14 protein-coding genes are annotated in these 11,541 nt (G+C 57.7%); 13 read left to right on the top strand and 1 reads right to left on the bottom strand.

The window, feature by feature from the left end:
- Positions 1 to 497: 497 nt before the first annotated feature.
- The 4 genes from ACP90_RS08880 (at position 498) to ACP90_RS08895 (ending at position 3,700) form a co-directional block, all read left to right on the top strand.
- On the top strand, positions 498 to 980 hold the full coding sequence (locus tag ACP90_RS08880; RefSeq protein ID WP_062488031.1) for a hypothetical protein: 483 nt from the start codon (positions 498 to 500) through the stop codon (positions 978 to 980).
- Entirely contained in the window at positions 952 to 2,532 is a 1,581-nt protein-coding gene (locus tag ACP90_RS08885) for a terminase (protein WP_088665259.1), read from the top strand. The genes ACP90_RS08880 and ACP90_RS08885 overlap by 29 nt, the downstream gene beginning before the upstream one ends.
- Positions 2,529 to 3,008: a hypothetical protein gene (locus ACP90_RS08890; RefSeq protein ID WP_062488035.1), complete on the top strand. Its 480-nt coding sequence runs from the start codon at positions 2,529 to 2,531 to the stop codon at positions 3,006 to 3,008. Before ACP90_RS08885 ends, ACP90_RS08890 begins: the two co-directional genes overlap by 4 nt.
- Before the next feature lie 74 nt (positions 3,009 to 3,082).
- The gene (locus tag ACP90_RS08895) at positions 3,083 to 3,700 is read left to right on the top strand and encodes a hypothetical protein (RefSeq protein ID WP_062488037.1); all 618 of its coding nucleotides are present in this window, start codon (positions 3,083 to 3,085) and stop codon (positions 3,698 to 3,700) included.
- Positions 3,701 to 3,714: 14 nt separating this feature from the next.
- Here the strand turns inward: ACP90_RS08895 and ftrA are convergent, their stop codons facing one another.
- The gene (gene ftrA / locus ACP90_RS08900; protein WP_062488039.1) at positions 3,715 to 4,716 is read right to left on the bottom strand and encodes a transcriptional regulator FtrA; all 1,002 of its coding nucleotides are present in this window, start codon (positions 4,714 to 4,716) and stop codon (positions 3,715 to 3,717) included.
- 79 nt (positions 4,717 to 4,795) lie between these two features.
- On the opposite strand from ftrA, the gene ACP90_RS08905 reads away from it, so the two are divergent.
- The 9 genes from ACP90_RS08905 (at position 4,796) to ACP90_RS08940 (ending at position 11,388) form a co-directional block, all read left to right on the top strand.
- Positions 4,796 to 5,194, top strand: a complete 399-nt coding sequence (locus ACP90_RS08905) for a rhodanese-like domain-containing protein (RefSeq protein WP_023000422.1) — start codon at positions 4,796 to 4,798, stop codon at positions 5,192 to 5,194.
- A gap of 225 nt (positions 5,195 to 5,419) precedes the next feature.
- A complete protein-coding gene (locus ACP90_RS08910) occupies positions 5,420 to 5,890 on the top strand; it encodes a hypothetical protein (RefSeq protein WP_062488041.1) in 471 nt (156 codons plus the stop codon).
- Positions 5,890 to 6,015 carry a hypothetical protein gene (locus tag ACP90_RS28725; RefSeq protein WP_286145751.1) on the top strand — a complete coding sequence of 42 codons (126 nt, stop codon included), beginning with the start codon at positions 5,890 to 5,892 and terminating at the stop codon, positions 6,013 to 6,015. The genes ACP90_RS08910 and ACP90_RS28725 overlap by 1 nt, the downstream gene beginning before the upstream one ends.
- A 22-nt stretch (positions 6,016 to 6,037) precedes the next feature.
- The gene (locus ACP90_RS08915) at positions 6,038 to 6,526 is read left to right on the top strand and encodes a hypothetical protein (RefSeq protein WP_062488043.1); all 489 of its coding nucleotides are present in this window, start codon (positions 6,038 to 6,040) and stop codon (positions 6,524 to 6,526) included.
- A gap of 108 nt (positions 6,527 to 6,634) precedes the next feature.
- Positions 6,635 to 7,105, top strand: coding sequence for a hypothetical protein (locus ACP90_RS08920; RefSeq protein WP_062488045.1), 471 nt, complete (start codon positions 6,635 to 6,637; stop codon positions 7,103 to 7,105).
- A gap of 148 nt (positions 7,106 to 7,253) precedes the next feature.
- Positions 7,254 to 7,724 (top strand): hypothetical protein, encoded by a 471-nt coding sequence (locus ACP90_RS08925; protein ID WP_062488048.1) that lies wholly within the window; start codon positions 7,254 to 7,256, stop codon positions 7,722 to 7,724.
- A 148-nt stretch (positions 7,725 to 7,872) separates the two neighbouring features.
- Entirely contained in the window at positions 7,873 to 8,343 is a 471-nt protein-coding gene (locus ACP90_RS08930) for a hypothetical protein (protein WP_062488050.1), read from the top strand.
- 148 nt (positions 8,344 to 8,491) lie between these two features.
- The gene (locus tag ACP90_RS08935) at positions 8,492 to 8,962 is read left to right on the top strand and encodes a hypothetical protein (protein ID WP_062488052.1); all 471 of its coding nucleotides are present in this window, start codon (positions 8,492 to 8,494) and stop codon (positions 8,960 to 8,962) included.
- Positions 8,963 to 9,615: 653 nt separating this feature from the next.
- Positions 9,616 to 11,388 (top strand): hypothetical protein, encoded by a 1,773-nt coding sequence (locus ACP90_RS08940; RefSeq protein ID WP_145915739.1) that lies wholly within the window; start codon positions 9,616 to 9,618, stop codon positions 11,386 to 11,388.
- Positions 11,389 to 11,541: the final 153 nt, after the last annotated feature.

Genomic DNA, 11,541 nt, shown 5'->3' on the forward strand with positions numbered 1-11,541 from the left:
CGAACTAATTAGATTTTGAGACACGAGTCAAGCGGTGCATTGAAAAATCGGGAGAGATTGAAAGCAGGTTGAGGGGGGCGGCGAGAGAAAAACGATGTCTGAGCAATCGAAAAGACAAGCGAGTGAAGGCAGTTGCGGGTGGGGCGGCAAGAGCCGAAAAAAATGATCCGATGCGCACAACGGAGGCAGTCACCAAGTTCCTGTTTGCAAGGGTGCTTTTGAAAAATGCGGTCTAAACAGTGGCTTCAGACATTAGGACGACGTGGACAGCTTCGACAAAACCGGGCAAAAAGGGGCTTCCTTATTTTACCGTGGATCAGTGTGCCCAAGAGGCCTGGTACCGGTTTTACGCTTCTTCCCAAAACCAAAGACAATTTCAGCAAGGCGCAGGCTTTTGCATCTGGTGCTTCGAGCGCCGGGGCCAAGGACCGGCGATGGGGAAGCTGCGGACCGTGTCTTGAACTGACCTCCAGACGACTTGCAGGAAAGTGCGACCCATGACTTTGCCAGAAGGGGGCGGCAGCGCGCTGAAGTGGCCGACAGCCAGAGCGCGCCGGAAGGTGTGCGCGGAGTTTTGCGCGCATATTGCCGCCGGATATTCGATCGACAGTTTCCCGGACGCCGACCGAAGGACGATCCGCTATTACGCTGAACAATTTCCCGAGGACTTTCCGCCCGCAAAGCTGGAAGAGGCAGCGCGGCGCGGCCTTCTGGAATGGGAGCGGATCGGCAAGGACGGCGCCAGGGGAGAACTGGCGAAATTCAACGCCAGTGCCTGGACCTTTGCCATGAAGAACCGCTCCGGCTGGCGGGAGCGGACGGAGCCAGATGCCTGGCCGACCTGGGCCGGGCCGGAAGACAGCCAGACACTCGAGACATTGAAACCGCGCAGCTCGGAGGAAATCGCTCTGGGCGTGATGGCATTGCTGACCGGAAAGGATATGCCGAAGGATGGCGACGGCCCTCGAAACGCTGATTGACCACATCGACCGGATGCCTGCGGACGAGCGGGTTGCCTTGCAGAAACAACTGGATGAGGCGGGGGTGCTGGACCAGTTTTCCGTCTGGCGGCCTCAGGCCGGACCGCAGACGGAAGGCTATTTCTCAAAAGCCGATCTGACGCTTTACGGCGGCGCGGCGGGCGGCGGCAAGACGGACCTGATTGCCGGGCTGGCGCTGTTTGCCCACCACAAGGCGGCGATCTTCCGCCAGTCGCTCAAGTCCCTGAAGGGCTTGAGCGAACGCATGAACACGCTGATGCGCCAGGCGGGCATGGGCAAGATTTCCGGCAATCCGCCAAGGTGGACCGGGCCCGACGAGCGGCTGATCGAATTTGGCCACCTGGGGCTGCCGGGGGCGGAAGAGGACTGGCAGGGGCGCGACCATGACCTGAAGGCCTTCGACGAGGGCGCGCAGATGGACCCGCGCAAGATCATCTTCGTGCTCGGCTGGCTGCGCACGACACGGAAGGGCCAGCGTTGCCGCGGTTTGATCGCCACCAATCCGCCGCTGGGCGGGCAGGGGGACTACCTGAGCGACTGGTTCGCGCCCTGGCTCGATCCGCTGCATCCGCTTTACGGCAAGGTGCAGCCGGGCGAGATCCTGTGGGCGGTGTTCATTGACGACGGCGATGCCATTCGCACGGTGTGGGTGGACGGGCCGGAGCCGGTGGAGATCGAAGGCGAAGTCCGCACCCCAAAGAGCCGGACCTTCATTCCCGCACGGCGGCAGGACAACCGCTTTCTGGGAACGGACTACGATGCCCAGCTCGACCAGATGCCCGAGCCGATGCGCACGGCGCTGAAGACCGGAGACTTTCTGGCGGCCCGGCAGGACCACGAGTGGCAGGTGATCCCGTCCGACTGGGTGGACCTTGCCTTCGAGCGATACGACCAGGGCATCGATCGGGACGAACCGATGACAGTGCTGGCGGTGGATGTTGCCCAGGGCGGCAAGGACCGGACGGTGCTGCAGCCGCTGCATGGCCGGCGCTTTGAAACCAACATCGTGCGCAAGGGCACCGACACGAAAGACGGCGCCGATGTCGGTTCGCTGATCATCCGCGAGCGGCGCGACAATGCGATGATCGTGGTGGACTGCACGGGCGGCTGGGGCGGGGACACGCTTGGATTCCTGAAGCGGGAAAACAACATTCCGGCGGAAAAATGCGTCTTCTCCGCCCAGTCGGGCGAGAGTGCGAAGGACAGCAGGATCCCGTTCTACAATTTACGCGCCGAACTTTACTGGCGATTGCGCGAGGCCTTGCACCCCAAGAGTGGACTTGGGCTGGCAATCCGGCGGTCGGCGACGGTGAAGGCGCAGTTGACCGCGCATCGCTGGAAGATGCGAAACGGAAAAATCCTGATTGAGAGCAAGGAAGAGATCAAGGAACGGCTGGGCTCTTCCCCGGACGAGGCGGATGCGATTGTCGAGGCATTGGGATGGAAGCAGAAAGCGGAGCTGAAGAAGGTTCTGAAACCCGGGGCCGAAAGCCGGATGGCGCCACTGGGCGACCCGCTGGACGGTTTTTGATCCGCGACCTTTGCCTGCGGGACGCCAGCTTCATCGCGGCCAACATGCGCGATCAGGACCTGCGCGAGATCGCCTGTCTGTGGAAGGAATGGGACACGCGCGCGCTGGCGGCCTGCGCGTTGCAGACGGCCGTGCCGGGCATGGTGTGGTCGCTCTGGTACGACGGCCAGCCGGCGGCGGCCTATGGCTTCAGCCGGGCGTCCGCCTTCGATCCGGACCACTGGCAGGCCTGGGCCTTCGGCACGGATCGATTCCGCCGATGTGTGCCGGCAATCACACGGCACTTGCTGGATATCCGGCAGATTGTGGAACGGGATTGCCGGCGGCTGCAGGTGATTACGCTGGAAAATCATGACATTGCCCATGGCTGGATCGAGGCGCTGGGCGCAACGCGCGAAGGGCGGCTGAGAGCCTATGGCCGGGACGGCGAGGACTTTTTTGTCTACGCCTGGGTAAGGGGGGACAAGCGGCCATGAGCGTTGTTCGAAACCGGGAAGGCTGGTAGCGTCCGGCCATTGCTATTTTGACGTTTTTATCTGGAGGCTCAGCCTTGTCTTCATCCAAGGACGATCTGCCTGTCGGGCAGATGACGAAACATTTTGCGGGCAATATCTCTCAACTGAATGCCATCGTTCTGTCCGACTATCGCAGGACCGAGGAAAACATCGGTTATCACAAGGGCCGCCTGGACCAGGGGTTCAAGCTGCTGGTCCTCAAGCACTTGCCGCTGCCGGAAGTGTTCGAGTTTCAGGGCACGACCTTGCGATCAGGCGGGCGGTATGGCCTGCCGGAGGAAACGCAGGAGGCGGACAGGCGGCGCGCAACCGTGCATGACGGCATTCTGGCGGACCGCGGCGCTGCGGGATACCGCGATCTGCAGACCCGCGCCCTGAGCCTTGCAACCGTGACCGGGCCGAAGCGTCTGGTGAAGGTCATGCCCACGATCCGGCATGACGAGCATATGGCCCCGCGCGATCAATATCCGATGGGCGGCGGTTTTCTGCAGTGGGACCTGAAGAAGCCCGGCTTGCCGTTTTTCTGCGCGGCGCATTTCAAACCGGGCGGCACGGTAGTGACCGTGGACGGCATGTTTCAGGTGAACTCGGACAACTTTCTGGCCGATTATCCGCAGCGCGAGAAGCTGCAGAAGTATCTGCAGACAGTCTAGATTTCATACCACATTTAGACAGTGCGGGCAGCGAAGCGGATGCGGTAGTCGGTCGGACGCAGGCCGAGTTTCTTGCGGAAGTGGTGGCGGAGCGCGTGGGCGCTGCCGAAGCCGACGCGGGCCGCGATTGTTTCCATGTCGTCGTCGCCCCGGCTGAGGATCTCCTTGGCGGCCTCCAGCCGTTCCTGAACCAGCCACTCGCCCGGTGTCAGACCCGTTGCTTCGGTGAAGCGGCGCTGGAAGGTGCGCGGGCTGAGGCGGCAGTGGGCCGCCATGGATTCAATGGTCCAGGCTGTCTGCAGCGCCTGCCTGACCCGCTCCAGAACCGGTGCGATTTCGCTGCCCTCGCGATGAGCAACCGGGCGCTCCAGGAACTGAGCCTGGTCACCGGTGCGGTGTGCGGGAACGACGAGGCGGCGCGCAACGGAGTTGGCCTTGTCGGCTCCGTAATCCTGGCGAATGATTTCGATCATCAGATCGATGCCGGCGGCGCTGCCCGCAGACGTGTAGATCCGGTTTTCCTGACGATAGAGCGAGGCCTCGTCGACGGTGACGGCGGGGTGCCGCTCGCGCAGCTTTTCCGCGTAGCGCCAATGGGTGGTGGCGGAGCGACCGTCGAGCAGACCGGTGGCTGCTAGTACGAACGCACCGGAACAGATGGACACGAGCCGCGCGCCCCGGCTGTGGGCCTCGCAAAGCCGGTCGGCAAGCGCTTGGGGAACCGGGCAATCCGCCCCTTTCCAACCGGGTACGACGATGATGTCCGCCTCGGCTATGCGTTCCGGGCCTTGGTCTGGCACGAGTGTCAAACCGCCATGGGCGCGTAAGGGGCCTTCCTCGACCGGGCAACTGGCGAAGCGGTACCAGTCGGTGCCGAATTCGGGGCGGGCCAGACCGAATATCTCGGCGACGATACCGAACTCGAACGTGCAGAGCCCATCGTACAGCAGGGCGACAACAAGCGGCCCTTCCAGAGCTGAGGGGGCCGCGGTTTGAGGGACTGGATCTTTTGTCATGATATTTACGTATATAGTCAATCGCGCCAATTGCCAATCGGCGTTCATACGGCGACAAACAGCGGGAAAGGAGACCTTCATGACCAACAATGTCACCGCTGTTCCGGCCGCACCGAGCGATCTCGCCAGGGAACATTTTGCCGCTGAATTTACCTTCGAGGCCGATTGCTGGGATGTGCACGACGCCCTTCAGGGCGAGCCTGGCTTTGTGTTGCTGGATGTGCGCAGTCCGGCGCTGTTCGAAAAAGGCCATGTGCCCGGCGCGATCAACCTTCCCCACGGCAAGATCATCCGTTCCAAGATGGCCAGGTGGCCGGAGGAGACGCTGTTCGTGACCTATTGCGCCGGCCCGCATTGCAACGGTGCCGCACGGGGGGCGTTGCGGCTTGCGGAACTGGGCCGCCCGGTGAAGATCATGGCAGGTGGCGTTACCGGCTGGATCGACGAAGGTTTTGAGCTGGCAACCGGTAATTCATGAGCTGAGCCGCAGCAAGAGCCCCTGCCTGCCTGACCCTGCCTGCTTTGGCCGGTCAGGCGGGGGAATTACCAGCAGCATCGGTCGAAGAGAAACGATAGCCAGGGCCGCGGCAAGGGAAGCCTTCAGGAAAGCTCCAGCGGCAGGTTGCAAAAATTCACTGGATCAACCACAATCCTCTCAGGAACAAAGAATGAACATTTTTTAGGGGATTTGGACGCAGGACCCATGGCGGATTTTGAAGATATTACCGGCTGGCGGGAAGAGCTGGCCGCATTTGAGAAGACGGAAGAAGGCAGGGCCTTCTTTGCCGGCAACAAGCGCTACGGTGGCCGCAAAGTTCCATATGAGAACGTCGTGCAGATGGTTGAACTGATCCGTGGTGATGAAGAGCTGCACGAGGCTTTGAAGAAGACACTCTGGTTTGCTCAATACGTCGAGGAACATGACCTTGAGGCCTATGACGAGCAGTATCAGGAGCTTCATCCTATTGACGCTTACGATACCATTATTTTCTTCGGACGTTGGTACCTGATGAAATCCCGGATTCACGCAGACAAAAGCAACCTACTGATTGCTGCAAATTTGGCGGATGACGTCGAGGCCGGGAATGTGACCGATCTCCGAACAGAGGAAGCGATGGATTTCACGAAGAAAAAATATTCTCCGTTCGTCTCCTTTCCGGGGGAGGAGACGTGATGGAGAAGGTTGTTGCGATAGATGCCAGTGAAATCAGCCCGATCATGAAAAACTTCGGGCTGGAAGGATTGATCGCCACCGCAAAACGGGCTGAAACAGCTTTGGAACAATTAGTGAACGTTTGAGAGGGATTTGGAAGCGAGACCCATGGCTGATTTTGAAGACATTACCGGCTGGCGGGAAGAGCTGGCGGCCTATGAAGCGACGGAAGAGGGCCGGGCCTTTTTCGACAGATACAGTTCGTGGAGCCCAACAAGACCCCGGGCACCCAAATTGCCATATGAAACAATCCTCCATTTCGCAGAGTTATTCCTCAGGCATCCGGAAGTTCTTGAGGCGCTGAAGAAATCAGGTGCTTGGCGCGATTATCTGACTGCCAATCCGGATTTCGGACGGGATGATGAGGGGTTCGATGAGCTTTGCCCGTGGGCGGACAACGAAACCGTGTACGACTTCGAACGCTGGTATGCGATGAAAACGCAGATCCCCTATGACGGTAACCTCGATCCCGGCCGGCGCTTAGCCTACAGGGTTGCGACCGGAGAGCTTCCATCCCTGGCGGCTCCGGAGACCCGGGCTTACGCTGAAAGAGAGCATTCGACGGATATCGCCTTTGCAGACAAGGGGGCGAAATGAAAGAGAAGGTTATTTTTCCGGACGTAAGCAGACGCAGTGCTTCTGTCGTGTGCAAGAGTGTTTCGGAACAATTGATGAACATTTGGTATGGATTTGGACATAGGACCCATGGCGGATTTTGACGACATTACTGGCTGGCGGGAAGAGCTGGCCGCATTTGAGAAAACGGAAGAAGGCAGGGCCTTCTTTGCCGGCAACAAGCGCTACCGCGGCCGCAAAGTTCCATATGAGAACGTCGTGCAGATGGTTGAACTGATCCGCGGGGATGAAGAGCTGCACGAGGCTTTACGGAAGAAAATCTGGTTTGCGGCCTATGCCGAAAAGCATGATCTTGAAGTTCACGATGATGAGTTTGTAGAGCTGAACCCGCTCGAGGCTCATGACATCATTATCGCATTTGAACGGTGGTACCTGATGAAAGCTCCGGTTCGCTTTGATAAAAGCCATATGTTAGCTGTGACATGGCTGGCCATCGATTTGGAGGAGGGCAGGCTGACATCACTCAGAACGGAACAGGCCCGAGACTTCATCAAGGAAAATTATGCGCTTTATGTCTCCTTTCCGGGAGAGGAGGCTTGATGGAGAAGATTGTTGCGATAGATGCCAATGAAATCAGCCCGATCATGAAAAACTTCGGGCTGGAAGGATTGATCGCCACCGCAAAACGGGGCTGAAAGAGCTTGGGAACAATTGATGAACATTTGAGACGAGTTTGGAAACAGGACCCATGGCGGATTTTAACGACATTACCGGCTGGCGGGAAGAGCTGGCCGCATTTGAGAAAACGGAAGAAGGCAGGGCCTTCTTTGCCGGCAACAAGCGCTACCGCGGCCGCAAAGTTCCATATGAGAATGTCGTGCAGATGGTTGAACTGATCCGTGGTGATGAAGAGCTGCACGAGGCTTTACGGAAGAAAATCTGGTTTGCGGCCTATGCCGAAAAGCATGATCTGGAGGTTCACGATGATGAGTTTGTAGAGCTGAACCCGCTCGAGGCTCATGACACCATTATCGATTTCAGGAAATGGTACCTGATGAAAGCTCCGGTTCGCTTTGACAAAAGGGACATGATCGTTGCGACATGGCTGGCCATCGATTTGGAGGAGGGCAGGCTGACATCACTCAGAACTGAACAGGCCCGAGACTTCATCAAGGAAAATTATACGCGCTATATCTCCTTTCCGGGCGAGGAGGTTTGATGGAGAAGATTGTTGCGATAGATGCCAATGAAATCAGCCCGATCATGAAAAACTTCGGGCTGGAAGGATTGATCGCCACCGCAAAACGGGGCTGAAAGAGCTTTGGAACAATTAGTGAACATTTGAGATGAGTTTGGACACAGGACCCATGGCGGATTTTGACGACATTACCGGCTGGCGGGAAGAGCTGGCCGCATTTGAGAAAACGGAAGAAGGCAAGGCCTTCTTTGCCGGCAACAAGCGCTACCGCTGCCGCAAAGTTCCTTATGAAAACCTGGTTCAGGTAGTGGAGCTCATCCATGCCGACGAGGAACTTCATGCGGCATTGAAGAAGACACTCTGGTTTGCTCAATACGTCGAGGAACATGACCTTGAGGCCTATGACGAGGAATACCAGGAACTCCATCCTATCGATGCTTACGATACCATTATTTTCTTCGGACGTTGGTACCTGATGAAATCCCGGATTCAAGTAGACAATAACCGCATTTTTGTTGCAACAAGGCTGGCCATCGACCTTGAGGAAGGCAGGCTGACATCACTCAGAACTGAGCAGGCTCGAAACTTCATCAAGGAAAATTATACGCTTTATGTCTCCTTTCCGGGAGAGGAGGCTTGATGGAGAAGATTGTTGCGATAGATGCCAGTGAAATCAGCCCGATCATGAAAAACTTCGGGCTGGAAGGATTGATCGCCACCGCAAAACGGGGTTGAAAGAGCTCCGGAACAATTAGTGAACATTTGAGACGAGTTTGGAAACAGGACCCATGGCTGATTTTGACGACATTACCGGCTGGCGGGAAGAGCTGGCCGCATTTGAGAAAACGGAAGAAGGCAGGGCCTTCTTTGCCGGCAACAAGCGCTACGGTGGCATCAAAGTTCCATATGAGAACGTCGTGCAGATGGTTGAACTGATCCGCGGGGATGAAGAGCTGCACGAGGCTTTACGGAAGAAAATCTGGTTTGCGGCCTATGCCGAAAAGCATGATCTGGAAGTTCACGATGATGAGTTTGTAGAGCTGAACCCGCTCGAGGCTCATGACACCTTTATCGCATTTGAACGGTGGTACCTGATGAAAGCTCCGGTTCGCTTTGACAAAAGGGACATGATCGTTGCGACATGGCTGGCCATCGATTTGGAGGAGGGCAGGCTGACATCACTCAGAACTGAACAGGCTCGAGACTTCATCAAGGAAAACTATGTGCGCTATATCTCCTTTCCGGGGGAGGAGGCGTGATGGAGAAGATTGTTGCAATAGATGCCAATGAAATCAGCCCGATCATGAAAAACTTCGGGCTGGAAGGATTGATCGCCACCGCAAAACGGGGCGATCTTTTTTTTTACAGCAATGATTTTGAGCTGGAGTTGAGGCGCGCAGGGTTTTTTGAAACAAAGAACGGCACGCTTTTCCGAGATTGGATTCGAGACCAGAGGAACCCGCCTCCGGGTTACACTCCTGACGTCAGAATCGTTGAAATTGACGACGTATTAGATGAGGAAAAAAACGATTATGACCCCAACCGGAAAAGGTTGACCAAAAAGGGAGGATTTGAAACCTGGGATATGTCGATCCGCAAGCGGATGAAGAAACATCCTGATTTCGACTATGAGATCATTTCCAGAGAAAAGGACTTTTTCGAAAACAAGAACAAGAATATCTACGATCCAGTCACCAAAAAACATGCGAAGATTGTGGATGTCCCGTTCCGTTATACATCCACCAAAAAATTGGCTTCAGAATTGGTTGTGGATCCGTCTTTGAATTTGTCGAGAGAACAATACGAGAACATTTACAGGTTTAAAGACACGAGGTTTGGCGAGGTGAAGGGCCGCGACCAGGGGCAATTTTTTTTCCCAGAGACCTATGAAGAGGTGTTGCGGCAACGTGCGATGCGCGCAAAGCCCAAAGGGGCACCGCTGCCCGAAGTAACGGGACAGCTTGGTGGCCGCATGAGCGTGCTACCGGACGAGGCTGCAAGGCCAGTTCCGATGCTTTCTTCCGGAATGCCGGTTGATGACTTGTCCGGAGCACAACTTGGTCAAAACTCGGGGATCAGCAGCAAGGCCACCGGCACGCTGTGGGACGAGGCCACCATTGGTCGGCGGTTCATGAAGCTTGCGCGTAGAGGCGCGCCGGTTTTCGTTCATGGTCTTGCAACCGTTCCGGTCTTTTCAATAGTTCAGGCACGTGCGGACGAGCGGAACATACCGTTTGCGCAGGCGGCAAGAGAGCTGGGGCTGGAGTTTACAGAGGACGATCTGAAGTCCATGGCGGCGGAGGCGGGCCTCGACCTGGCCGTTTCGTTGACGCCTGTCGGGCCGTTGAAAAAGGCCTGGGAGGTCCTGGGCAATCTGGACGACATTATCGCCTTGACCCAGCTTTATGGCGAAGCCTATCCGGACAATCTGGTGATCCGGAAAATGGCGGAAATTGCGACAACCGTGGAAGGTTCGGAGGCATTTGGGGCCTACGTTTATGGCCGGGACGCGCTGACAGGCGCGGTTGGCAGCGCAATCGACTGGGCGTTTGCCGGCAGCGAGGATGAGGACGAGGCCTTGCAGGCGCTGCAGGGGATACAGAACGCGCTTGAGGCCGGCGGAGCCGTGGAGCAGGCCGCAAACCGCGGCGCAACACGCGAAGAATTGACTGACACCCTGACGAGAGACGCAGAGCTGCGCCGGGGACAGGTCAGGCAACTGTTGTCGGCGGCCCCGATGGCGGCGACCCCGGTGGCGGCGACAGATGCGCCGCTTACGGCACCGCGGCTGGAGGACGGCAGTCTTTCTTCTGAAACCATCCTGATGGATGGCGGGCAAGTGCCATTGGGCGAGAAGCCGGTTCTGCCAGGCTCTGCCGCCATTCTGGCCCCTGGTTTTGAGGAGGCGCGCCAAAACGGCGTGTCTGAGGGCAGCGTGTCTGGAGCCGGCGGAGTTGGGGCCGAAGTGGGCACCGGCAAGCTGGACGGCGTGAGTGCCACAACGGCGGCCGATGTTGCTGACGCCTCAGCCGGTTTGGCTGCATCTGCTGATCTGGCCCGGAAAAGTTCCTATGACCGATATCGGCAGATCGGCAGAACTGCCGCGGAAGAGGCGGAAGCGCTTGCGGATTACGAAAGGCTGTTCAGGCAAAGCTATGTCGAACTGGGTGGCCACAAGGAGGCTGCTCGGGACTATGCGATTTACCGGTTCAAGCAGATGTGGGGTCTTTCGGCCTTCGCGCCGGAGGCGGAAGGGACCGTATTGAAATATCCGGTCGAGACAGCCTATCCGGATCTTGAAAAAGACGGCCATGGTTACGTGCGCAAGGACGTTGAGGACCTGCTGAAAGCACAGGGTGTGCGCGCCGCGAAATGGCATCTGATGCCAAATGACAAGACCGGCCGGGACAGGCAGCAGGCCCCGGCGGACGAGGACGGCTACGGCCCGCGCATGACATTGACCTATGACGACGAGACCGGACAGCGCCATTTGCTGACGGAAGACTTTCAGGCAAATGTCGGCCGGGTTCGGGATAGGGCGTGGCAGGCGCACATCCCAAACAACAGCAGGCGGGCCACGCGGCAGGCCCCTGCCGCACCGGCTGGAAACGTTCCGGCGGCGCTGGCTGCCGCACCGCCCGGTAAAGCTGCGCCGCTGGAGGGAGCTTCCACCGGGGCGCGGTGAAAAAACACCGCCTCGGGCGCACAACCGGGAAGCTTCAAAAGCCTTTGAGTGGCAAGAGCTTTCCGGAAATGCGTGTCTGAACAACAGGTTCAGACATCTGGCCTTGCTGGACGCTTCGTCAAAACAGGGCTAAAACAGACCTCATACCGGTAC

It is taken from the genome of Labrenzia sp. CP4, from assembly GCF_001579905.1.
In the GTDB taxonomy this organism is placed as follows: Bacteria; Pseudomonadota; Alphaproteobacteria; order Rhizobiales; family Stappiaceae; genus Roseibium; species Roseibium algicola.

Excerpts from the sequence above, each read along its gene's own strand:
- ACP90_RS08920 (WP_062488045.1), top strand. The coding sequence starts at position 6,635 with ATGGCGGATTTTGACGACATTACTGGCTGGCGGGAAGAGCTGGCCGCA.
- ACP90_RS08885 (WP_088665259.1), top strand. The coding sequence starts at position 952 with ATGGCGACGGCCCTCGAAACGCTGATTGACCACATCGACCGGATGCCT.
- ACP90_RS08930 (WP_062488050.1), top strand. The coding sequence starts at position 7,873 with ATGGCGGATTTTGACGACATTACCGGCTGGCGGGAAGAGCTGGCCGCA.
- ACP90_RS08915 (WP_062488043.1), top strand. The coding sequence starts at position 6,038 with ATGGCTGATTTTGAAGACATTACCGGCTGGCGGGAAGAGCTGGCGGCC.
- ACP90_RS28725 (WP_286145751.1), top strand. The coding sequence starts at position 5,890 with ATGGAGAAGGTTGTTGCGATAGATGCCAGTGAAATCAGCCCGATCATG.
- ACP90_RS08905 (WP_023000422.1), top strand. The coding sequence starts at position 4,796 with ATGACCAACAATGTCACCGCTGTTCCGGCCGCACCGAGCGATCTCGCC.
- ACP90_RS08910 (WP_062488041.1), top strand. The coding sequence starts at position 5,420 with ATGGCGGATTTTGAAGATATTACCGGCTGGCGGGAAGAGCTGGCCGCA.
- ACP90_RS08925 (WP_062488048.1), top strand. The coding sequence starts at position 7,254 with ATGGCGGATTTTAACGACATTACCGGCTGGCGGGAAGAGCTGGCCGCA.
- ACP90_RS08935 (WP_062488052.1), top strand. The coding sequence starts at position 8,492 with ATGGCTGATTTTGACGACATTACCGGCTGGCGGGAAGAGCTGGCCGCA.
- ACP90_RS08880 (WP_062488031.1), top strand. The coding sequence starts at position 498 with ATGACTTTGCCAGAAGGGGGCGGCAGCGCGCTGAAGTGGCCGACAGCC.
- ACP90_RS08940 (WP_145915739.1), top strand. The coding sequence starts at position 9,616 with ATGCGCGCAAAGCCCAAAGGGGCACCGCTGCCCGAAGTAACGGGACAG.
- ftrA (WP_062488039.1), bottom strand. The coding sequence starts at position 4,716 with ATGACAAAAGATCCAGTCCCTCAAACCGCGGCCCCCTCAGCTCTGGAA.